General features: G+C 35.5%; 20 protein-coding genes and 2 pseudogenes. 3 read left to right on the top strand and 19 right to left on the bottom strand.

Annotated features, from left to right (window positions below; translation table 11 throughout):
- Nucleotides 1-3 precede the first annotated feature (3 nt).
- The 5 genes and pseudogenes from ACFFIX_RS22215 to ACFFIX_RS22195 form a co-directional block, all read right to left on the bottom strand.
- Nucleotides 4-351, bottom strand: coding sequence for an ArsR/SmtB family transcription factor (locus ACFFIX_RS22215; protein WP_378937920.1), 348 nt, complete (start codon nucleotides 349-351; stop codon nucleotides 4-6).
- Between the two features lie 34 nt (nucleotides 352-385).
- Nucleotides 386-631: a helix-turn-helix domain-containing protein gene (locus ACFFIX_RS22210; RefSeq protein ID WP_378937918.1), complete on the bottom strand. Its 246-nt coding sequence runs from the start codon at nucleotides 629-631 to the stop codon at nucleotides 386-388.
- Between the two features lie 273 nt (nucleotides 632-904).
- Entirely contained in the window at nucleotides 905-1,438 is a 534-nt protein-coding gene (locus ACFFIX_RS22205; RefSeq protein ID WP_378937916.1) for a methylated-DNA--[protein]-cysteine S-methyltransferase, read from the bottom strand.
- A pseudogene (locus ACFFIX_RS22200) lies at nucleotides 1,439-2,054 on the bottom strand (bifunctional transcriptional activator/DNA repair enzyme AdaA).
- Between the two features lie 86 nt (nucleotides 2,055-2,140).
- Nucleotides 2,141-2,854, bottom strand: coding sequence for a 2OG-Fe(II) oxygenase (locus tag ACFFIX_RS22195; RefSeq protein ID WP_378937914.1), 714 nt, complete (start codon nucleotides 2,852-2,854; stop codon nucleotides 2,141-2,143).
- A 575-nt stretch (nucleotides 2,855-3,429) separates the two neighbouring features.
- On the opposite strand from ACFFIX_RS22195, the gene ACFFIX_RS22190 reads away from it, so the two are divergent.
- Nucleotides 3,430-4,062, top strand: a complete 633-nt coding sequence (locus ACFFIX_RS22190; RefSeq protein ID WP_378937912.1) for a LysE family translocator — start codon at nucleotides 3,430-3,432, stop codon at nucleotides 4,060-4,062.
- 657 nt (nucleotides 4,063-4,719) lie between these two features.
- Here ACFFIX_RS22190 and ACFFIX_RS22185 read toward each other — a convergent pair.
- On the bottom strand, nucleotides 4,720-7,128 hold the full coding sequence (locus ACFFIX_RS22185) for a beta-glucosidase (RefSeq protein ID WP_378937910.1): 2,409 nt from the start codon (nucleotides 7,126-7,128) through the stop codon (nucleotides 4,720-4,722).
- A 419-nt stretch (nucleotides 7,129-7,547) separates the two neighbouring features.
- On the opposite strand from ACFFIX_RS22185, the gene ACFFIX_RS22180 reads away from it, so the two are divergent.
- Nucleotides 7,548-7,922 carry a CidA/LrgA family protein gene (locus ACFFIX_RS22180; protein WP_378938025.1) on the top strand — a complete coding sequence of 125 codons (375 nt, stop codon included), beginning with the start codon at nucleotides 7,548-7,550 and terminating at the stop codon, nucleotides 7,920-7,922.
- Nucleotides 7,906-8,601, top strand: coding sequence for an LrgB family protein (locus ACFFIX_RS22175; protein ID WP_378937908.1), 696 nt, complete (start codon nucleotides 7,906-7,908; stop codon nucleotides 8,599-8,601). Before ACFFIX_RS22180 ends, ACFFIX_RS22175 begins: the two co-directional genes overlap by 17 nt.
- Before the next feature lie 133 nt (nucleotides 8,602-8,734).
- On the opposite strand, the pseudogene ACFFIX_RS22170 reads toward ACFFIX_RS22175, so the two are convergent.
- The 13 genes and pseudogenes from ACFFIX_RS22170 to ACFFIX_RS22110 all read right to left on the bottom strand — a co-directional run.
- Nucleotides 8,735-8,948 (bottom strand): annotated as a pseudogene (locus ACFFIX_RS22170) (antibiotic biosynthesis monooxygenase family protein); the annotation flags it as partial.
- 126 nt (nucleotides 8,949-9,074) lie between these two features.
- Entirely contained in the window at nucleotides 9,075-9,263 is a 189-nt protein-coding gene (locus ACFFIX_RS22165; protein ID WP_378937906.1) for a hypothetical protein, read from the bottom strand.
- A gap of 79 nt (nucleotides 9,264-9,342) precedes the next feature.
- On the bottom strand, nucleotides 9,343-10,668 hold the full coding sequence (locus tag ACFFIX_RS22160; RefSeq protein ID WP_378937904.1) for a DUF2254 domain-containing protein: 1,326 nt from the start codon (nucleotides 10,666-10,668) through the stop codon (nucleotides 9,343-9,345).
- A gap of 401 nt (nucleotides 10,669-11,069) precedes the next feature.
- Nucleotides 11,070-11,453, bottom strand: a complete 384-nt coding sequence (locus ACFFIX_RS22155; RefSeq protein ID WP_378937902.1) for a YkvA family protein — start codon at nucleotides 11,451-11,453, stop codon at nucleotides 11,070-11,072.
- A gap of 143 nt (nucleotides 11,454-11,596) precedes the next feature.
- Nucleotides 11,597-13,399, bottom strand: a complete 1,803-nt coding sequence (locus ACFFIX_RS22150; protein ID WP_378937900.1) for an IucA/IucC family protein — start codon at nucleotides 13,397-13,399, stop codon at nucleotides 11,597-11,599.
- A 95-nt stretch (nucleotides 13,400-13,494) separates the two neighbouring features.
- Nucleotides 13,495-14,784 carry a lysine N(6)-hydroxylase/L-ornithine N(5)-oxygenase family protein gene (locus ACFFIX_RS22145; protein ID WP_378937898.1) on the bottom strand — a complete coding sequence of 430 codons (1,290 nt, stop codon included), beginning with the start codon at nucleotides 14,782-14,784 and terminating at the stop codon, nucleotides 13,495-13,497.
- Nucleotides 14,763-15,362 carry a GNAT family N-acetyltransferase gene (locus ACFFIX_RS22140; RefSeq protein ID WP_378937896.1) on the bottom strand — a complete coding sequence of 200 codons (600 nt, stop codon included), beginning with the start codon at nucleotides 15,360-15,362 and terminating at the stop codon, nucleotides 14,763-14,765. The genes ACFFIX_RS22145 and ACFFIX_RS22140 overlap by 22 nt, the downstream gene beginning before the upstream one ends.
- The gene (locus ACFFIX_RS22135) at nucleotides 15,359-17,113 is read right to left on the bottom strand and encodes an IucA/IucC family protein (RefSeq protein ID WP_378937894.1); all 1,755 of its coding nucleotides are present in this window, start codon (nucleotides 17,111-17,113) and stop codon (nucleotides 15,359-15,361) included. Before ACFFIX_RS22135 ends, ACFFIX_RS22140 begins: the two co-directional genes overlap by 4 nt.
- The gene (locus ACFFIX_RS22130) at nucleotides 17,085-18,611 is read right to left on the bottom strand and encodes a pyridoxal phosphate-dependent decarboxylase family protein (RefSeq protein WP_378937893.1); all 1,527 of its coding nucleotides are present in this window, start codon (nucleotides 18,609-18,611) and stop codon (nucleotides 17,085-17,087) included. The genes ACFFIX_RS22135 and ACFFIX_RS22130 overlap by 29 nt, the downstream gene beginning before the upstream one ends.
- Nucleotides 18,612-18,614: 3 nt before the next feature.
- Complete coding sequence (locus tag ACFFIX_RS22125) at nucleotides 18,615-19,976, bottom strand: aspartate aminotransferase family protein (RefSeq protein ID WP_378937891.1); 1,362 nt, start codon at nucleotides 19,974-19,976, stop codon at nucleotides 18,615-18,617.
- 303 nt (nucleotides 19,977-20,279) lie between these two features.
- A complete protein-coding gene (locus tag ACFFIX_RS22120) occupies nucleotides 20,280-20,591 on the bottom strand; it encodes a DUF5634 family protein (protein WP_378937889.1) in 312 nt (103 codons plus the stop codon).
- 415 nt (nucleotides 20,592-21,006) lie between these two features.
- Nucleotides 21,007-21,831 carry an aldo/keto reductase gene (locus ACFFIX_RS22115; RefSeq protein ID WP_378937887.1) on the bottom strand — a complete coding sequence of 275 codons (825 nt, stop codon included), beginning with the start codon at nucleotides 21,829-21,831 and terminating at the stop codon, nucleotides 21,007-21,009.
- Between the two features lie 880 nt (nucleotides 21,832-22,711).
- Nucleotides 22,712-23,008: an antibiotic biosynthesis monooxygenase family protein gene (locus ACFFIX_RS22110; protein WP_378937885.1), complete on the bottom strand. Its 297-nt coding sequence runs from the start codon at nucleotides 23,006-23,008 to the stop codon at nucleotides 22,712-22,714.
- Between the last annotated feature and the right edge of the window lie 493 nt (nucleotides 23,009-23,501).

Here is a 23,501-nt window from a genome sequence, read left to right as displayed (position 1 = left end):
TCTCTATTCACAAGAGATTCTTAATCCTTGTGATTCTAAGTCTGTTAATAAGTTATCTTGTGTAGGTAAATACGCTAATAATCCTTTGATGAAAGGATAATACTCATTTTCTTTATTTGTAGAATAAAAAATCCATTGACCTTTTCGTTTTTCTTTTACCAATCCTGCATCACGAAGTTTACGCAAATGCTGACTAATTGCCGGCTGACTTGTTTTGAAAATCTCAACAAATTCACAAACACAGCAGTCATTGCTTTCGAGCAATTTCATCATGGTGAGCCTTGTTTTATCCCCAAGCAATTTGAGAATTTGAGCAACTTTTTGAATATCAAGAGTTGAAGTCACTTCCATTTAACATCCCTCCTTGTCTTTACTAACTCCTTTATTATGAACAGAGATTATTTGGAGGATCGCACCAAATCTTTGCTTTCAGTTCATCAAAAGGGATACTAAGAATTTTTAAGATTTCTGTGATAAACGTATCCGTTGGATGTACTTCCCCACGTTCCATGCGCTTAATAAAAGAGATTAATGTATTTAATAACATGGCAATACTTTCTTCCGAAATAAAGTTTTTTTCTCGGTTATAACGGATAAACTCTCCAAATTCTCCACATGGTTTGGTAAGCATAACCATCCTCCTATATCATTATATAACATTACACTTATATAATAAAGCACTTATATGTAGTGATTATGAATTGATTGTAAATTATTTGTAAACTTTCAAATATAGAGTAACTGTGTTTAATTAAATATGAAAAAAAATTTAACTTGAGGAACATAACCTCCACAAGTTCATTTTAGGCCGTTTAATAAGGTTTAAATAGATGTTATACAATTATATTGATAATCTATGAGATCGATCTTTTTGAATCTATAGATACTTCATTGTACAAGAAATTCACTCATTACTAGATGAGCCTTGTCTTTCCAGATCCAAAAGCTGAGTCTTCATTTCTAATCCGCCGCGATAGCCAGTTAATGTGCCATTCTTACCTACTACACGATGACACGGTACAGTAATTAAAACTGGATTAGCACCAATCGCCGCCCCTACAGCACGAACAGCTGCTGGTTTATTAATAACGTTTGCAATGTCGGTATAGGATTTTGTCTGTCCGTACGGAATCTCACAAAGTGCGTTCCAGACTGCAAGCTGGAATGCTGTCCCATTGTAATCAAATGGAACAGTAAAAGTTTTCCGTGTTCCGTCAAGATACTCAATGATTTCAACCGCATAGGGTTCAAGCTTTTCAGGTTCTTCAACAAGAGGACTCCCAGGAAAGCTTTTCTTAGCCCATTCGGACATTTCCTCCAATGTAATGTTCTGGGAGCCAACATAGCAAAGCCCATTAGATGTTGAAGCAATATAAAAATTCCAATCTTTATACTTTAGCAAAGACCAATAAAGGGTTGGCTTATTCTTTGATTCCATTTATAATCCCTCCGTTTTATTCATTTGGTGATGTAACTGACGATATTGTGCTGGCGTATGTCCGGTTTTCTTTTTAAATAAAGTAATGAAATAGGGCGTGTTAGGCATCCCTACACATATGGCGATATCCAAAATAGCTTTATTTGTTTGAATCAAAAAATCTTTAGCCAAGTTTAATCTAACCTGTTGTATATATTCAACTGGCGTAATGCCCTTAATCTTTTTAAACGTTCGATGCAGATGATATGGACTCCCGTGAGCAATATCTGCTAACGTTTCTAGTTTTAATTTTTCTGTGAAATTCTTATCAATGTAGTCAGTAATAAGAGAAACCCATTCACTATCAGGCAATCTCTCATTAGTAGGCTTGCAACGTTTACAAGGGCGAAAATTAGCATTAAGAGCTTGTTCTGCGTTTTGAAAAATATGTACATTCTCTTTTTTCGGAACGCGGGATTTGCATGACGGTTTACAGAAAATCCCCGTGGTCTTTACAGCATAGAAAAATTGATCATTGTACGATGCATCATTGTCTATGATTGCTTGCCACTCTTCATCTGATAATCACTCCATAATCATGACTCTCTTGAAATCCATTATTGATACTGTCCGTCATTTACCTCACCTCTCCTTACATTATCCCCCTTAAAAATTCAGAATGATGATTTTAGGGATAAAATAGCAAGATATTGAATTTATAATTTATTTAGAATCATGAAAAATGATTCCAAGACCATATCGTTCTCCAGAGGTAACAGTACTTACACCATGACGAACTGTATTTTTGTAATAGCCTTTTTTGCCAAGAGCAGGTCTATGGTTAGTAGGAAAGATAAGCGCACACCCTTGTTCCAAGGTAATCACATGCCCTCTACTCTGAGCACGAGGAATTTGTTCTACCAATAGAGATTCTCCACCGCAAAAGTCTTTATCTCTTTGATTTAATATAAATACGATTTGAAATGGGAAAAATACGTCACCATATAAATCTTGGTGCAAGCAATTAAACCCGCCTTTTTCATACTTTAAAATTAAGGTTGTTGGTCTAGTTTGTTCATGTTCTTCACATTTTTCCAAAAAATCTTGAAGATTATCTGGATACTGTTCTGATTTCTTTAAATAACCTAACCATCTATTTGCTGTTTTGGCTAACTCAGGATAAAAGGATTCCCTTAAACTTCGGATTATTTCAGGTAATGGATATGAAAAATATTTGTACTCCCCATTTCCAAAGCGATATCTCGTCATATTGATTGTCGTTCTGTATGGCTCTTCCTCACTATAAAGTTCCATGAAGTAATCGCATTCATCTTTTGTTAAAATTGGGGAAAGTTTTGCAAATCCTTGCGCATCTAATTCATTCTGAATGCATTCCCAATTTAAGCTTTTTACACGTGTTTGAATATCTTGGACCAATTTTATCTCCTCCTAATTAGCATTCTAGATAATTCACACTATACCCTCATAAATAAGAAAAAATAAGACTATTAGAATGTAATAGCAAGATAACAAAATTTGTAAAGATTATTGTGTGATAAAGTAACCCTTCAATCAGTGTGAGTTTTCCTTCTAATTATTTTGACACCGCGGGTAGGATTTCGACAGTTAAAAGTTAAACTGTTACGGTAAATTCTCATGCCTTTTCTCATTCTTACTAAATTAAGGTGCTATTCGACTTTGAGAGAGCCCTTCAAGACGTTACTCTGTTATTTGACTCTTCGATATAATCCTTCAGTTCCAAAAAGGAACTGTCTAACCTTTACCAGAGAGAGTAACCATCCTCCATCTAAACTAGAAACATTTCCGCACAACTATACTGCTTCGTTAGCACAATAAGAAAAGGAGTTGCCGCAATCAACACAATCTTAAGCTCAAGCACACGTTAACTAAGAATAGTTTTTCTTTAAATAAACCCACTTGTCAAAATGTTTATGGTAAATTAAGTTTAACAATTATTTAAAGTAATCATACTTGGAAAGGTGGTTTATAAAATGGAGAACTTTTATTTATTTGTGATTATGTGTATTTTTCTAATTATTTTACCTGGTCCAGATACTGCCATCGCAACAAAGAATACACTCGCTGTTGGAAGAACAGGTGGTTTTAAAACTATGTTTGGTACTTGTTGTGCACTTCTAATTCATACATTGGCTGCTGTTATAGGACTTTCAGCAATTATTGTGAAATCTGCTTTATTATTTTCTATCTTCAAATATGTCGGTGCGGTGTACCTAGTTTATATAGGAATCAAGACATTATGGGCATTAAGGAATAAACAAGCAGCTGCAAGTACTGAAATGACTCCCGAAAGTAAGTATGAAAGCAAGTCTTGTTTTAAACAAGGTTTCCTAACCAACATCGTTAATCCAAAAGTTGCTATCTTTTTCCTAACCTTCTTTCCGCAGTTCGTGGATGCGGGGAGCCACACTTTTATTCCGTTTCTTTTAATGGGAATAACTTATACCGTATTAACCGCCATATGGTTTTTGTTTTATATCTATTTACTTAACCAGATTAGTGCTTTTATGAAAAAACCTAAGACCCAAACGGTTATTGAAGGAATAACAGGTACTGTACTGATAGGTTTTGGTATAAAACTGGCTCTAGAAAAGGCTCATACTTAGGTTGCTAGTTAAGACCCTTAGATTCTAATCTAAGGGTCTTCAGGTTAATCCACTGAACTTTTTAAACAATCTTAAATTACTTATATAAGTAATCTCCCCTTCGTGTATAAGAAAAGCCACCAGTTATGGCAGCTACAACAATTTTTATAAAGTATTCATATCTAATATTTGGTGGTTGTTTACTTATTACTTCAAACTCTCTTTTATCATTCTCTCATCCCTTATCGGGTAAATTTCGAATATTCCTTATTTCATTAAATACCACGATTGCTTAATACCAATTATTTCAAATACATTGGCCTTTATCAATCATTTTTTCAATGAAAAAGACACTTACCTTATAACAGATAAGCGCCCAATTCTTGAAGATCCTCTCTAATTAAATGAGTATTAAAAAAGATTGTTCCTTCTTGGAAAAACCCGTTGTTCAGTCAGATATTTATCTAATGAACTTTCACAAATACGGATCCGAATAGTTTATCTCCCATATAAGCATCTAAATTCCATATACCACTTTCTGGTAGTGGTAAGTATGATGGGCGTGTTTGTCAGCAGCATTATTTGCACCAACTTTCTTGTGCTAAGGACGTGCCCCCTTAGAGGCTCCGCGTTATCTTGTGTGATCAAACTGAATTTGAGTGATGTATGTCATCTTTATTAATATTTTGATAGACGTTCAAATTCAACTTGTGGTTCTAATACATCGCTAACTTTTTCGACGATAATATCTTTATCTACTTTAAAAGTTGCTATGTCTTTTATGTTTTCTGAGGACGCACCAACTCTAACTTCATAGCTACCTTTTTCAACAATCCAAGCTGATAAGTCTTCATTAAATGATGCTAAATCTTTCGCATCTAATTCAAACTTAAGATTTTCCTTTTTACCTGGACGAAGGTTTTCAGTTTTTGCAAAAGTTTTTAATTCGAGCTCTGGTTTCTCTAATTTACCATCAGGTGCAGAGACATAAACTTGAACAGCTTCTCTTCCTGTAGTATCACCTGTATTTTTAACTGTAGCATGAACAGTAATTTTATTTTTAAAATTACCGTTATTTGTCACCCTTACCTTACTATAGTCGAATGTTGTATAGGATAATCCAAAGCCAAATTCATAGGAAGGCTTTACATTAAATGTTGAATTGTAACGATATCCCACATAGATATCTTCTTCATACGGGAAGCCACTGGCAGATCCAGGATATCGATCCGCATAAGGGAGATCGCTGTAGTCCACTGGGAATGTTTGTGGGAGTTTACCAGATGGATTTACTTTCCCAGTTAAAACATCAGCAACTGCATTTCCTAGTTCTTGACCTGGCTGCCACGCAAGTACAATTCCATCTACTCTATCTTTCCAGCTTTCCACTTCTATCGGTCCTTCTACATTTAATACAGCAATGACTTTCTTTCCTTTGGCACGATAGGCATTTGAAACATTTTCGACCATTTCTTGTTGAGATTCGGATAGGTAGAAGTCTTCTTGAGCACGGTCATTTGCATAAGACCCAGGAGCTGTTCCAATAACTACAATACCAACATCTGTATTTTTAGCTGCTTCTAGGACATCTTCACTAATATCCATTTCAGGCAGTTTGGGTCCAACTGAACCAAATGTACCTGGTGTACCTTTATACGCATCTTGACTTCTTAAGTCTGAAACATATTCACCGTATTTTTCGATAAGTGACTCATTTAAAGTGAACCCTGCATTTTTTAGTCCTTTTGTAATTCCAATTTGATTTTGAGCATTTACTAGTGCACTTCCTCTTCCACCTGTATTAATTTCACTGATTGGCACGCCAAATAAGGAAGCACTTACATTATTTTGAATCGGTAATGCTGATTTTTTATTTTGAAGTAGGACCATACCATCAGCAGCAGCTTTTCGTGCAACTTTTGCACCTGCTTCAAGATCAGGGTTATTTGAAGCTACTGCTCCTTTAAAAGTAGGTGTTTTAACCACAATACGTAGTATTTCTTTAACATTTCGGTCTAGAATAGCTTCATCCAAACTACCGTTATTAACAGAATCAATAATACTTTGTGACTGAGCAGCACTACCAGGCATAAATAAGTTTGTTCCTGCTTCCACCTGCTTAACAATATTTCTTGCTCCAAATTCCCAATCCGTCATAGCAAAGCCGGTAAAACCAAAATCTTTTCTCAATACATCGGTTAATAATTCTTTGTTTTCCGTTGCATAAGTACCATTTACCTGATTGTAGGAATCCATAATCGTCCATGGATCAGCTTCTTTTACAGTCATTTCAAAACCTTTTAGGTAAATTTCTCTTAAGGCCCTTTGACTGACAACCATATTTCCATTGTTGTTTGTTCGTTGGTTAAAAGCAGCAAAATGCTTAATGGTTGTACCTACACCATTATCTTCAACAGCATTTACGAATGCGGTTGCCATTTTTCCAGTAACAACAGGATCTTCTGAGAAATACTCAAAATTTCTGCCGTTTAGAAGGTAACTCTGAATATTCATTCCTGGGGCAAGAAGTAGATCGATACCATATGCCTTCATTTCATCGCTTGTTGCACCGCCAACTTCTTTGACCAATTTAGTATCCCATGTAGAGGCTAAAACGGTTGGTGATGGGAATTTGGTAGCGTAATAGGTTTTGTCATCGTTCGTTCTAGTAGCATTTATTCTAACTCCCATAGGTCCATCAGCCATTACAATTGCAGGGATGCCTAACCGAGGTATTGCTTGGGTTTGTCCGGCAGCTCCTGGAACCTTAGTTGCTTGTCCACCAATTATTTCTCCATTTTCATCGGTTAGCCCTCCTTTATTACCACCAACAACCAAAAAGGATTTTTCTTGTAATGTCATTTCTGCAACAACAGAATCAATTGACGCTTCATCTACTAGCTGAGGAGTAGAAACCTGCTGTACTTCCACATTTTTATATCCATTTTTTGTAATCCCGTGTATCTGTGCGGATGCGCTATTTTCGGTTATAACAGATTCAAAGCTAAGTCCCGAAATGACTACGCCAGAAGCAAGTGCAATTGCTAATGCCTTCTGCCTTCTTTTCTTTTTCATTTTTTTTAACATATCCCTCACCCTTTTTTAAATTTATAAACGCTTACATTTTTGCGATATCTCATCACCAATGTTAAGCATTTCTACTCTATTTTACCAATACTGAATAATCAGAATTTTTTTAACTTCTGTACTTTTTTGCTATTTCTAGCATTTTTAATAGCTTCGTTTGTTTTAGATTGAGTGATATCTCATTATCGGTCCAAACATCGTCAATTTCATATTTATAGGAAAGCTTAACGAAAGAGTAATATAATCTAACAAAAATTTACCCATCATTGAAAATTCCAAGTAATAAAATCTCACAAATTAGAGGAAAGACTTTTAACTGTATGACATACTGACATTAGACCATTACGATGCATACTGAATTTCTAAGAAATAAAAATTTTTGATGTCGTCATTCCATAACTGGAGGTGTAAGTCAATTGGTGCATTTCATTGCTCAGTTTTTCACAATTCTTTTTATCTATCTTGTCGGTAATAGTCTCGTGATACTATTAGACCTTCCTATCCCTGGAAGCATCATCGGTATGGTATTACTGTTTATTGCATTGTTGATGGGTGTTTGTAAACTAAGATGGGTAGAAGCTGTTGCTCAGTTGCATATCAAACATATTACACTTCTTTTTATTCCTTTTGCTGTCGGTGTTTTGCACTATACAAGTAGTTTTCAAATGGAGGGATTAAAATTGGCTGCCATCTTGGTAACAAGTAGTTTGGTAGTACTTCTTGTTACTGCTTATATCGCTGAGTATTACGAAGTCAAAAGTAAAAGGAGCAAACAGAATGGTAACATTGATTGATAATCTTCTCTTATGTACCATTATCACCTCTATAAGTTATGTGATTGGGATTAGGGTTTTTCGAAGATTTAATAAATCTTGGCTAAATCCGTTATATACCGTTACGGTTTCCATCATCTGTCTACTGTCTTTTTTTCATGTGGACTTCTCATATTATACATCTGGGACTGGAATTTTCTCGCTACTTTTAGGAACAGCCACTGTTTCTCTAGCCGTACCTTTATACAAACAAATAAAATTAATCAAAAAATATCTCTTGATCATTGGTTGTGCCGTGATGGTAGGTACGTTAACAGGAGTCATCTCCATTGTACTGTTGGCTAAAGTAGTACATTTGAATCAAGAAATGATGCTTTCTCTTATACCGAAATCGGTTACTGTCCCTATTGCCTTGTCTATTTCTCAGTCGCTGGGTGGAATTCCGTCTCTTACTGTATTATTTGTAGTCATTTCAGCTGTTTTTTCTCTTGTTACTGGTCCGTTGCTTTTAAAAATCTGTCGTATCAGAAGCAAAATTGCAAAAGGACTCGCATTAGGTACTTCGGCCCAAGCAATTGGAGCAAATCGCGCGTTTGAGTGGGGTGAATTGGAAGGAGCCATGGGAAGCATCGCCATGATTACTTCAGCACTGTTCATGACCTTGATTACCCCGCTTTTAATCTATCTTTACCTTTTATAAAGGAGTTGATCGTCAAAGTGGAAAAGATCAAGATTACCCTCCCTCCTTGTTACGTGCCTCAGGAACCGTTACTTTAAGAAGAAAAGAGCATTACCGTAGTATACAGTAATGCTCTTGGTAGTTGAAGAAGTCTCTATGAAAGATGAATTCTTTCAAAATGTTCAACTGTTGGAAATGGGGCATAGAAATGATGTAATTGTTTTTGCCATTCTTGATATTCTTCTGATTGCCTAAAACCAACTGTATGGTCTTTTAGTGCTTCCTATTTTACCAATACTAGGATATCTCACCTCAAATTCCATAAAACGTTGAAGTTCGTGCGATATATAACCTTTTATTGAAGAAATTCCTCCAATATTTATGAAATTATATTTGATTCAATTGAACTATACTGCTTCGTACTTAAATAAGAAAAAAGCGATCAACGTTATATCTCATGATTGCTCTAGCTCATTAAAAAAAGGAGAGTAGCATTACTCTCCTTCGTTAACAATGACTTTATAACCTCGTTGTTGTGGACCATCCTGGTATACTTCCCGTGTTACTATGTAATAAGTTTCCCCATTGTTATCAGTGATGACCAATTCACTCGGACTCTTATCGACTGTGGCAGCCCCCAGGTTTTCATAACGTATCCCGAGTTTTAAATTTTCGATTAGCAATTTTATTCCCTCTTTTCCATTTTTCTAAATCTTACCCCTTTTTTATTGTGCAGGCAAGGACCAGCGAGAGATAAACCTATTATATTTCCTTTAGCAATCGTTGTTTACTACAGGTTTTCGCCAAAACACGCAAATGTGTATTAATAAATGCTTTATCTCTAGTTAGCCAGTTATTCTGTTCAAGTCCTTCAATAATATAGGAAGAGAAACTCCAAATCTTTTCTTTTATCTCTTTTGTGTTACTTTCAGCAATAAAGGTTAATGCTTTTATTACGGATACCACAATGGAAATATCCTCCTTTCCATAATGTCTAATTTGAAAAAAGCTTTCATATAAATAGTCATCAAAGGTAGGCTTATCAAAAATAATCCGTAAATTATTTAAAGAATCGTGATGAAAGGATGTTTGAAGTTCTTTCTTACCCAGTTTTGAAAGCATTCTAGCCAAATGTTCAATGCTATTAATTGCGGTATACGGATCGTTTATTGCTGGAGAAATCGCTCGTAAAGCAATTTCAACCAGCTTTTGAATCCCAAACTCAATGTCCTTTACAGGCTCCTGATCTGTGATAATTGAGATCTTATTGTAGTAGTCATCAAGATTTCTTACATTCTCAACTCTCCAAATGGATAGCAGTGGTGTATCTAGGTCTACGTAGTCTCCTAAATCCTTTTCAATTCGGATAATGCAATCTTCATCAGTGGCCAGTTTGAGTAGTTTTTCTAGTTCGATAAATTGCACATAACCGGATTTCAAACTTTTGCACTCATATGGTTCTATCGTTTTGATTTCTTCACTCTCCCAGTCCTCCCAAGGAGATTCTGTATCTGTCACATTTTTATCTCGTAATGTTTCTTCAATGGATCGTGTCGTTTTTATTGTGATGTTAAAAATTAAGTTACTCACTTTAATCCATGTGGTAACGTGGTTGATAAAAAAAACAAAGACGCCAAGACAGGCAATAGCCACAATAATTGCGAATGTAGGAACAATGAATAAGTTACTTACCGAGTTATCTCTGACAAGCAACAACAAAATGATCGAATAGATAAACCCTCCAACAAAAATACCAAGAACCCGTTGTGTATGATGATCAGTAATAAAGTTCTGCAGAGCTCGAGGAGAAAATTGTGATAAAAAGGTCGTTAAAACTAATAAAATAGAAGAAAAGGTAATTGTCGTCATTGTTAGTAAAGAAGTAGAAATTGAGCTCAAAATCGTTTGCGACAGGTTTAAATCAGATAAAAAGATTGAGGGTATTAACTCGTATAGTGACGGATGAGTAGCAAAGAAACGATCGATTATCATACTCCCAATTGCTAGAAGAAGAGCGAATACACTATAGATCGATGGCAAATACCAAAACTTTGATCGCATATTATACGCAAGTTGTTTGATTATCATTTTTTCACCCTATCCGAAGATTTGATTGCTCAGACACTTTATGCAAAATATAGTATGTAAGTTGATAAATTAAACAAGTATGCTGAGTCATAAAAGGCGACTGATGACGTTGATAATACCCTTTCTACCACGGAATTAGGTGAATCAGGAGAGGTTCTAGCAAAACCCATTATAGGTATAGCTTTTTCAAAATTATCAAACTTTATTTCAAATTACAGGAAAACGGTTAAAACTTTTTTTATAAGAAATTAATATTAATCTTTACTCACTAAAAAAGCCCAATAAACCAGATTTGGTTTATTGGGCTTTTCTGTGCCTTTTTTGGTTTAAGAAGAATTTTATTTTCATGGGTGTGGAAATAAAAACTGTCGCAATGACAGCTCCATCTTAAAGTAATGCACTTAGTTGAAAAAGCGATAACTATTAATAATAGCCCATATTATAATTAAGCCCCAAATCAATATTACTATAGAGCCCACTATCCAATTCTTTGGCTTACCGTTTCTCATCATTTCCTCTGCCTTAACTTCACAGTCGGTTAATATATTCTTTGGTATCAGCTTTAATGCAATCATTATCCCTATTGGAACGAGAATTACATCGTCTAAGTAGCCAAAAATGGGTATAAAATCTGGTATTAGGTCAATCGGACTGAATGCATAAGCTACAACACAAGCCGTAAATACTTTTGCATACCAAGGCACTCTTTCATCTTTACAAGCAAAGTAAAGGATAAAAATCTGTCGTTTTAGATTCATCGCCCAAGCCTTAATTTTTTTGAACATTTTATCTCCTAATAATAGTTAAAATTTTATTTTCATTATATTTCTTCTTTTCAACTAAATAATGGGGCTGAAAAGTAAGGCTGTAAAAAAAGGCATTTTTATACTTTTTTTACAGCTCCTTTTTTGAAATTTAACATTTAAATTTATTTCACCAATATACTAACTTCATGTAACGCATTACGCACCTTACCGTATTTACTTGCATGAGGGCGTTCTCCGTTATCTTCGTACCCATAGTCAAACATTCGATTTCGGTTTAACGTTAATTTATTTACTGTAGGACGAAGTAAATCAAATAACTCAAATCGCTTTCGTAACTGTGGAAATTGTGATTGATAACGTAAAATCTCATTACGAACACTGCTCCAAAATTGTTGTTCGGTTACGCCTTCTTGCTCTTCTAAAATCGTCGCTAAATAACGAAAATGACAAATAAATAGACCGGTTAAAATAAACTGCGTTAATCCTTCAGGTTCCTCACTTCTTAATACAGTTTTCAACTCTTCAGATAAAGAACGTAACTCGTCAAACGGCTGGTCACTTATATTCACATCATCTACAAAGTCTTTCATAATAATCCGAACTGGATTAAAGTTCTTTAACACAAGCACTGTATTTTGACCATGCGGTGAAAAGACAGTACCGTATTGATATAAATAATGTAAGAGTGGCGGCAGTATTGCATTCATCAAAGCATCTATCCACTCTTGTGGTGTCAAACCAGCTTTTTGAATGTATGTTGAAACAAGCGCTTTTCCTGAATGATCAACATGTAAAAGAGCGGCTAATGTAATCGCTTGCTCTTCTTCTCCTAAATCTTCGTAGACACTTTCTCTCCATACAACACCAAGCATTTCTAAATATTGATAAGGAGCATTTTCTATTTCTGTAAACGTTGGATGACTTACATTTAACGTTGCTACTTCACCAAGCAATCCAATCTTGCACGTATCTTTTAAAAAGGGATCTTGGTCTCGAATTCCTTTAATATGTTCTGTTACTTGAGGCGCAATAACAGTGCGTTCACTCGGCAACCCACGGTAAACAAGTGTATTTAATATACTCATTGGTAGCTTCACATGATATTTTCCCCGGTGAGTCGTATTCACAAATGTACGGATTGACTGTTGTGGTAAATAACTGTCCACACTTTCTCCGAGCGGTACAATTAGGTCATTGGAAATATACTCTGCATAAAGTGGAACGATGACATTCATCCATTGCCATTCATGAATAGGTATGTAATAGTAATCATTCAGTGTTAGTTGACGTTCATTCAATTGATTGGCAAATGATTTCAGTGTATTTTCGCTTAGTTCTTGTTTCATCACTTTTTCAAATGACAACGTAGCTACTGATTGAAATGAACTTACTTGTTTGGCAACAGCAATCCATGACAGCTGAATATGATTCTTCTGTTCTGGAGCAAATCGAACATAGTCATCATAGCCAAACCCAATTCTTCCCTTATTATATGTAATCCACGGATGGCCCGTCATTTCACCTTCCAACTCGGCATAATCCATTTCAGCCAGTTCATCTGCGGATTTTCGGTTCTGCAAATGCAAGTCTGCAACTAATGTATGAAAATACTCTTTAGCTAAATGTCCTGCTGTCGAGTTGTTCATTCCCTTTTCTTCTGACAATCCAATCAATAGCTGTAGCGCTTTGGAAAGTCCAATCTCTCGACCTTCAGCTGTTACTTGTATCGTGTCAGAAAGAACATAAAAGCTATCAAATAACTTTTCTTTTGCTTGATACGTGTACGTCACTCCTTTTTGATCTTCCCATTGATACATCGTCACATCTAATTGTTTTTGTATTTCCTTTGGTTCAATAATTTGTTCATACATAAACTCTTGGAGCATTTTCGCAAGCAGCTGTTGATTTGCTTTTTCCCACGACTGTTTTGTAAACATAGAAAGATCGGTTTTCACAATATTCATCCTTCATTCTCCTTTACTTGTTTATAAGTTCTAGTGGTTTGTTACGTATCGTCATTGCACATACGGCTACGACTATGCGTTCATATCCTTACTCGTTAAAATCCAAACTGCTGAAAGACAGTTCGCTTATAAAGTTTATAAACTTCTTTTCCGGCAATTTGATTAATAATAACCGCGTTTCGGTAAGCACCAAGCCCTAAATCAGGTGCTCCTACTCCGTGCGTATGAAGTTCACCATTTTGAATAAACAACGAACCCCCATCAACACTTGTTTTGACTTTATATTGTTCATCAATTTCTAACTGACCATTACCGTCAAACTGCAAATGATTTTTCACTTCATCCATAAAGGGAGGCAAGGTATTTTGATAGCCGGTTGCCATAATCACCACGTCACTCACTGTTTTTTGATAAGCCTCTTGTTCATATTGATACAATGTTAATTCATGACGATCTTCTTTTTGTTCGATATTCGTTAATTCAGTTAGTGCTTGCATCGTAATGGGTATTTTTCCACCGCCAACCGTACGTTCATATAAAAGTTCATAAATATCACTAATCGTTTCGAAACTAATGCCTTTATAAAGTAGCGCTTGATTTTTTAACACACGTTGTTTTTTTTCGTGTTCCAAATGATAAAAGTATCGGGTATAGTCCGGTGAAAAATGCTCTAAACCAAGTTTAGAATATTCCATTGGATAAAATCCTTTGGAACGTGTGTACCAACTCAACTCATATTTGAGCTCACTTTGCTGCTGTAATAAATCATACACAATTTCAGCTGCACTTTGGCCCGAACCGATAACCGTAATACTTTTTGCTTGTAACGTTTGCTCTCGCTTCATTTTAAAGTGAGCAGAATGATAAAATTGATCGCTTTGCATCGATTGAAAGTCCTTTGGAATCATTGGTTTCGTCCCAACTCCCATCACAACATGACGACTGTAATAAGATTTAGTGACCTCTCCTTGTTGAATCGTTACTTCATAATAAGTGTCTTCTTCTGTATGAAGCGTTATTTTTTTCACTTCACTGCTAAACTGCAAACCGCTTAAATTGTTAGCTACCCACTGACAATAGTGATTGTATTCATTACGAGGAATATGAAATTTCTCAAAAAAGTAAAATTGATACAACCGTTCATGTTCATGTAAATAATTTAAAAAACTATATGGACTTGTGGGGTCGACCATTGTGACAATATCAGCCATAAACGGAACTTGTAAGGTCGTTCCTTCAAGGAGCATACCAGGATGCCAATCAAACTTTGGCTTTTGTTCAAAGCATATATATGTACAATCTGTTTTTTCAAGTAGGGCTGCTAATCCTAAATTAAATGGACCAACCCCTACGCCAATAATGTCTAAAATGTGCCGTTGTTCCATTCACTCCACCTCCTTTCGAACACATTTCTTTCACAACTAAGCAGTAATCCTGTTTTATCAGATAAATTCACTTCTTTTATAGGCTGAAAACCGCATTTCTTAAAGACCGCAATCATTTTTTTATTTCGAATATCCGGTTCTGCAACTACTCTTTTCGTATCGTTTAGTTCAAATTTCCGCTTCAAAATGGTCAAAAGCAATGGATAAATATAGCCCTTACCTAGATAGCTTGTTTCACCAATTAATAAGTGAATCCCTTGATCGTTTTGATCGTATGAATAGTACTTGCTAATTACATCTCCTTCGACCGTATAGGACTCCCAGTAGCTCATCGGCACCCCTTGGATTTCACCAATTAATAATTGTTGATGAGAGTCCTTTAAAAATGTTTGTAGATGCTGTTGATAGGCATCTCTATCAATGTTCAATTTCCAATAAGGTATTACATGCGGTTCATGCATCCATTTGTATAAACGTTCAAAATCTTCTTTTAAAGATACAGGACGAAACGTAATGTCCTGTTTCACTTGAAAGTCTTCTATTGTATATGGATAATTGGTTTGTAACATAGCTGTCATTGTTTCACAGCAACTATCTTATACAATGGATTATCTACATTCACATAAACCGATTGTGTTTCTAAAGACCCAATTAATTCATCCATGTCATGTACACGCGTTAATAAATTCGCTTTGCACGGAAGTTCTTTATTTTCAAGAAGCGAAGAAACGAGCTTTGTATGATCTTGAGAAAGATATTGTTCAAGTTCATCTCTTAAAAGTGTTAAAAGCTTCTTTTCATCTATAAGTTCACTCACACCAAAAGCATTAACTAGCCCAAATAAATGATTAAAGAATACGTAATAACGGAATCGCTCTTCAGCAACAGCATCTTCACATACGGTATCACTTTCTCCATTTAATGATGACAACAGTTCACGCAACTCCGCTTCTTTTGATTTCATAAAATAGTAGCCTTGATTATCTCGATAATAAAAAGTTAATGGATATCCCTCTTGATCTAGTTTAATGATTGAATTTTGTTGATGTGCTTCTAATGCAATTCCTTTTTGCGTATAGAGCCACATCATTGGTTTTAACGTAATCTCGATGTAACGCTTAAACCAAATTTCGCTCACTTGTTCAGTTGTAAGGATTTCACTTTTCGAAATCCTGTTGATGATGTTTGCTAGCTGAGATGCTTCACCGTTTACGTGGTCTTGACATAAACTTGCTAAAAGTGTTGTGTTGTTTCCATCTTTTTCTTTAAACGGATTATCACGAATCATCACTTCAAACCCAAGCTCTTCATCACCTAACGTAACGTATGCTGGGTCTTTGATAATTTGAAAATTAGGATGATGAGCATGTAGCTCACTTTCAATACTCGCTTGAAGTAATCTCGTTACTTCCACACCGCGATTCAATTCTTTCACTTTATTTACTCGTAAAGAGTTTGTGATTTTAACGGGAATTGAGAACTTATACATTACATCAGCACGAGGACTGTACAACGTACGAACAGATGAAGTTGGATAAAACAGTTCACCTTGCGGACCTAAGTATGAGAGGTGTCCTTGTTGAATCCAATTTCCCACCTCTTCTTTTCCTAGTAAAAAACGAGCTTGTAGTGGATGCATCGGAATAAGCGTATACTCATCATTTTGACAATATCGCAAGGTAAATTCTTTTGGTATCGTATCATCTTGCATTAATTGCATTTTAATTATATTTGTAGCAGTCAGATTGTAAGCCGATTGCTCCCTAACGAGCGCACCATGCGCTCTAAAGTAATGAAGTTGAAATCCCCCTTTTAATTCTGGTGCAAATAAGGATTCTTCTTCAGGTAAAATTCCTTGACGACTTTTTGGCGTTGGATGAAGTTGATGACCGATTAATAAAGATTGCTCTGACTGTAAAAATGTTTTATCCCACTTGTAGCACTCTTCTAACTCTTGCTTTCTTTTTTCAATAAATAGATTCATATTTTCATAACTTAAAAGAACACGTACGATTAAATCATTTACTTGTAATACATTATCCGTTACTTCTTTCATTAAAAGTGATAGCAGTGTCACAATATCAAGCTTTTGCATCTCATGATGATGAATTTGATAACTTAACTCTCGCTTGAACAAGTGACGCCCTGTTACTGAGCGATATTTTACGGGAAAATATAAAGTGACAGGTTGCTTTTTCAATTTAATTACTAACTCTTCTTCAATAGTTCTCTCTTTTACCGATTGCCATACACCTTGTCCTGTTTCACGAATATAGCAATTGATCAGATTTTGCATTGTATTAAAATGAGCCGATAACTGAGCGTTCACGTAATTGCTCCTCCTTTTTTTCGAGTTCTTTTCCAAGGTTGATTACTTCATCTAACCGGTTGACAGTTTCATCAAATGTAATCAACGGATTTAACATCGTTAGTTTCAAATAGGACTTTCCTTCAAACTTTGTTTTCGCCATAATCAATTGCCCTTGTTCATAGAGCAACTGCAGAATGGATTGATTTATGTCATTTTCGTATAATTTTTGTTCTTGGTTATCTGTGTAAATAACCTTCGGAAGATAGCGAAAGACAATCGCGTTCATAACCGGGTTATTAAGTGCTTCAATGTCCGTTCGTTTTTGTAAATAATCGGCCGTTTGTTTAGCCATTTTTATCGTGTGATCAATCATGTCACCAAACTCTTGTTTACCGACTGTTTGAAACGTCATCCATACTTTTAATGCATCAAATCTCTTCGTCGTTTGAATACTGCGATCAACTAAATGAAGATGTGTATCTTCTTCTGGGTTTAAATAGTCAGCGTGCAACTGGATATGTTCAAAACTAGAAGTGTTTTTCACAAAAAATGCACCGCAGCTAACAGGCTGATAAAACCATTTATGAAAATCCATGGTAATTGAGTCTGCTTTTTTCAGATGAGATATTAGATGACTATACTGATTTGAAAATAGTAAGGCTCCTCCGTAAGCAGCATCCGCATGTAACCATATATTCTCCCTATCGGTTAATTTACATATTTTACCAAGTGAATCTATACTCCCAAAATCAGTCGTTCCAATCGTTGCCACCACAGCAAAAGGGAGATTTCCTTGCTGTTTTACTTTTGCAATTTCTTCGTCTAAAGCATCTGTGCATATTTCATAGCGTTCGTTTGTTTTTATACTGACAACAGAGTCCATACCGAGCCCTAATTGAGCGGCAGATTGCTGTACCGTAAAATGAGCTTTTTCTGAACAAAAAATTCGTAATTTTTTAGCTTCCATTGGTAATCCTTGTTTGCTTACATTTATAGAAAAATGGTTTGAACAATATTCATTACGCGCTAGCAACAATGCCATATAGTTTGATTGTGTTCCACCACTTGTAAATACACCTGAAGCATCATTGGGATAATCTATTTCTTTAATCATCTCCTGAATGACACCGTCTTCTATATAAGTCGCTACAGGACTTTGATCCCATGAGTCCATCGATTGATTTAAAGCAGATATGATTACTTCAGCAGCAAGTGCTGGTATCATCGGCGGACAATGTAAATGAGCCATCGCACCCGGATGTGAAATATGCAGCGAATGATCCATCACCAGATGCTGCATTGATGTTAAAACAGCATCCGATGATTTCCCTTCGTTTTCAAATTTCACATGCTTTTTTATATTCTTTTGGATGTCACAGGTATCAATATGTTCATAGGGCTTTCCAAGACTTTTATAGTGAGTCTCAACTATTTTTACTGCTTCTGTCATAAACTGATGATAATTCTCTAAGCCATTTGAAGCTGATGATAAAAACCATTTATTAAACGAGTTCATATTTTAGTTCACCCATTTATTTTCAGCAGCTTTTATCGCGTCTTCAAAACGAAAAAGAACTTCGTCTATTTGTTGCTTTGTCACAATTAACGGCGGCAAGAAGCGAATAACTGCCCCATGCCTTCCACCTACTTCTAAAATGACGCCGCGGTCAAAACATTCTTTTTGAATAGCTCTTGCAAGTTCTCCGTCCGCTGGGTAACTTCCGATTGAATTAGGAATCTTTGTCTTATCAACAATTTCAACACCAAGCATAAGACCACGACCGCGTACATGACCAATCGATTTCACTCGTTGCTGAAGGTTTTTTAATTGTGTTTGAATATATTGTCCAAGTTTATGAGCATGTTCGGGTAAATGATGTTCTTTGACAAATTGTAGTGTTGCTCTTCCTGTTGCCATTGCAAGTTGATTGCCTCGGAATGTTCCGATATGAGCACCTGCTTCCCATTGATCTAAACGTTTATCGTAAATAACAACAGATAGGGGTAGACTTCCGCCAATTGCTTTTGATAATACGAGCACGTCTGGCTCAATATCAGCATGTTCAAATGCAAACATCTTTCCTGTGCGACCGATGCCTGTTTGTACTTCATCAATAATAAGGGGAATGTTTCTTTCTTTTGTAATGCGTCGCAATTGTTTTAACCATTCAACTGGCGCCGGTACGGATCCGCCTTCACCTTGAACAATTTCAACGACTATTCCTGCTGGTGTGACGATTCCACTTTCAGGATCATCTAAAGTGTTTTCAAGATACGTACTAATAAACTCATGTCCTTTTTCGCCAATTCCAAACGGGCAGCGATATTCATATGGATAAGGGAAAAAATGCGTATCTGGCACTAGCGCATGAATATGCTTTTTCGGACTCGTTGTTCCGCTAATACTTAAAGTGCCGTGCGTAGAGCCATGATACCCTCCTTGAAAGGATAAAATTGTGCGATTACCTGTTGCTGTTTTTACGAGCTTAAGTGCAGCTTCAATTGCATCTCCACCTGTTGGTCCGCAAAATTGAATTTTGGCTTTTCTTGCAAATGCCTCTGGTAAAATCGCAAATACTTCATCGACAAATGCTTCTTTTACAGGCGTCGTAAAATCTAATGTATGTAAAGGAGTCGAATTCGCTAGCACCTCTTGAATCGCTTCATGAACAACAGCATGGTTATGACCAAGAGCTAACGTACCTGCTCCTGCTAAAAAATCAATATATTCTTTTCCATCCATATCCGTTACGATGACACCTTCTGCTTTTTTAATCGCTATTGGTAAACGTCTAGGGTAAGACCTTGCATTTGATTCACGGATATTTTGCATGGAAAGCAATGTTTTATTGGAAATGGGTTGTTTAATTAAAGTAGACATATCGTATCCTCCTATAAAATCATTTTTATTGATAATGATTTTCATTAGCAATTACAATATTAAACGATAATGATTTTCATTGTCAATGATTATTCTGAAAAGGGGTGTTTTGGTCTACTGAGATGAAATTTATATATACTTTTTTACATAGCAAAAAAAGGTGAATAAACCTCCACCTTTTTTAATTTTATTCTTTTCAAATTAATTATTAGCTACATGATATTTCTTCCCCTTTTCGCTTTTAATCTCAAAGGACCTTTTTTCTTTTTTATATTTTTTGAACATGATTATCCCTTAATCAGATTAGTGCAAATTCCTTTCATTTATTTTCTTAAAAACATCGCTAAGAGACTGATAACCCTTGGATTCTCCCGTTCCCTCTTGAATGGTCCATATCTGATTTTGTTGAGCTAATTCATGATCTTCATTTTTTACATATGGAGTATTTATCATATAAACCTTTCCATTTTTTCTAATCGTATACCCCATATAATATTGATTACCTTCGCCCTCTTCCTCATATACTCCAATATCTTCAACATCATATTGAACCATAATCGACTGCATTGAATCCGTTAAATCTCTAACAACCTCTTCTCTACTTAAAAACTCCATATAACTCTCTCCTTTTTAGTTTAGTTAAATTTATCATTCCCATTATTCTACAGAAGCACTCCTCGGAGATAACCAGTTAGCATGAAATAGTCCTATCCCTAAAGAAGCCTCTGCTCCATAGAGCAAAGGCTTCTTTTTCATGAGTTTCCTCTTTTATATATTGCTACTTTTTAAATCACTTTCGTATTCTTTAACCAACTTATAAAAAGTCCTCTTTTTAACGTAATTCTATCAAAGCATGACGTCTGTCATCTCTCTTGCTATCAACGATCATACCTGGATCCTTTTTGGCAAGTCATCCATGTACCTATTCAAATAACCCAAAAACCGTCAAAGCCCATACCTGCTGATAGCTGGAATGGGCTTTGACTACAGACTGAAACAGAAAGTGAAACTCACTGTTTTTTATATAAACTTAGCGAGTTTTCATTTCGTTTGGATGTGAACCTTTACGTCTATTGCGATTTAGATGATTAATTTCCTGCAATTCATCCGCAGTTAGTTCGAAATCAAATACATTAAAGTTCTCTTCTATTCTCGATGGTGTTACAGATTTAGGAATGACAATCGTTTTATTTTGCAAATGCCAACGCAACACAACTTGAGCGGGAGTTTTGCTATGTGACTCAGCTATCTTTTCAATAACTATGTCTTTTAACACTTCTCCACCCTGGTCAAGTGGACTCCACGCTTCTACAAAAATATCATGTTTTGCACAATACTCTTTTAACTCATTTTGTACAAGGTATGGATGACACTCGATTTGGTTTAAAACAGGCACAACATCACATTCCTTTATGATGCGTTCTAAATGTTCAATTTCAAAGTTACAAACACCAATAGCTTTAACTCGCCCCTCATGATAAAGATTTTCTAATGCTTTATATGTATCAACATACTCATCAAATTGAGGAGTAGGCCAGTGGATTAAATAAAGATCAACATATTCAAGACCTAATCTTTCTAAGCTTTCATCAAATGCTCGTAATGTATTTTCATAGCCTTGATCACTATTCCAAACTTTTGTTGTAATAAATAACTCCTCGCGTGGAACAGAAGATTCTTTAATAGCTTTCCCAACGCCTTTTTCATTCTTATATATCATCGCCGTGTCAATTGATGTATAGCCTACTTCAAGTGCTTTAGCAACTGCAGAGGTTGCTTGATCATCTTCAACTTGCCAAACACCAAATCCAAGCTGTGGCATTTTTAAATCGTTGTTTAATGTAACAAAATTCATTTTATATTTCTCCTTTATTATCAATTTAATTTAGAATTTAATTGTACTAAAGTCTAAACACAATCATAGGTTTCACATCATTTGCCTGGTTTCATTCAATGTAATGAGCAACATCCATAAACTTATTATGCTATATATATATCAATCCTGTCACTTCAAAATACTTAGTTTATGCTATCGTAACAATTCAATGTTTTAGTAGTCAAACTTCTGGTCCTAACTAATAAATGCGGGTGTGAGCATTTAAGTCAAAAAGAATCTAACCGTCATTACCTTTTCAGTCGTTCAAAGATAATTTACTTGTTTTATTCGGTTTCGATTGCCGTGCTTATTTTGCCTGATTTGAGAACTCTAATCATCATTGCTTACATTAAAGCTGTCCATCAATATTCGTCCTGTTGATCAACCTTTACAAAAGGTGAAATTTTTCTAGTAAAAAACACATGTAAAAAAATGGAGCCAGCGAGTGGTTTAAATTTAATAAAGTATTCTCGAACTGTTCACTAATAGCGGTAAAAAATAGATTTCTTTGGAAAAAATATCCCAATCCATGAACAAGGGCGATAAACCTTGAGTAATAAAAGTAATTCTATATAAAAGCGAAGAGTGTCAATACAAGATGAAAACAATTTGTTGAAGTTGCAAATAAATGATGCCATGGAGTTTTTATTTACCTATACTTGGGGAGAAGAATCGTACCCTCATTTATGATAACGAGAATACTGAAATCAAGTAATATCTGAAGGCTGGTACGTTGTTTTCAAATATATCCTTTAACCGATATTAACAATGGCTTTCATGGTTAAGGAAACTGCCTCTTTAGTGAAAAAGTGTTCGTTCCTGGTAAAATAGGAACGAACACTTTTTAAACAATAATGCCTTATGAAAGATGAACCTTCTCAAAATGGTCAACTGTTGGAAATGGGTCATAGAATTGATGTAATTGCTTTTTCCAATCTTGATACTCGGTTGATTGTCTAAATCCAACTGTATGGTCTTCTAATGTTTCCCACTTCACCAATAAAAGATATTTCCCCTTAACTTCCATACAACGCTGTAATTCGTGAGATATGTAACCTTTCATTGCAGAAATGATTTCTGACGCCTGACGAAATGCTTCTTCATATTCCTCTTCCATACCTTGTTTTACTTGAAGTATAACAGCTTCCAATATCATACATTCTCCCCCTTTCTCAAAGTATAACATTACATCTTTTTGTAGTAACCTTTTATTCAACTTTACTGCAATGTTAGCTTAATAAGGAAAAGAGGGTTGCCGACCAACTTTTGATAGATCACATAATTCCAAGTCTGTTCAACATACCATACTGTAACAGTAACTATCTTTTCTTAATCGCAACAATTCTAATTCGTTTATAATCAGCTTCCCATATACCATCTTTATATAAATCTGCTTGTATCTTATTTGTTATTTTGCCGTAAATAACCTTTTTTTCTACTTTAGAGAACTCAGGGAAAAGGCAAGTAGACCACAGGAACCTCCCCAGTAGTCTCTCTCAGAACCGGACGTGAACCTCTCAGCTCATCCGGCTCCCATTATTCAGCCGTAGGTTTGATACCTATATCCCAATGTTTAAAGAGTTTGGGATTTTGTTCCGAAATTCTACCTAGAAAATGTTCTGCCTTTTTCTTGTGACGGGTAAGTCTTT

Origin of the sequence: Metabacillus herbersteinensis (assembly GCF_042433335.1) — a bacterium.
Classification (GTDB): Bacteria; Bacillota; Bacilli; order Bacillales; family Bacillaceae; genus Metabacillus; species Metabacillus herbersteinensis.
This window is presented reverse-complemented; position numbering and strand designations above follow the sequence as displayed.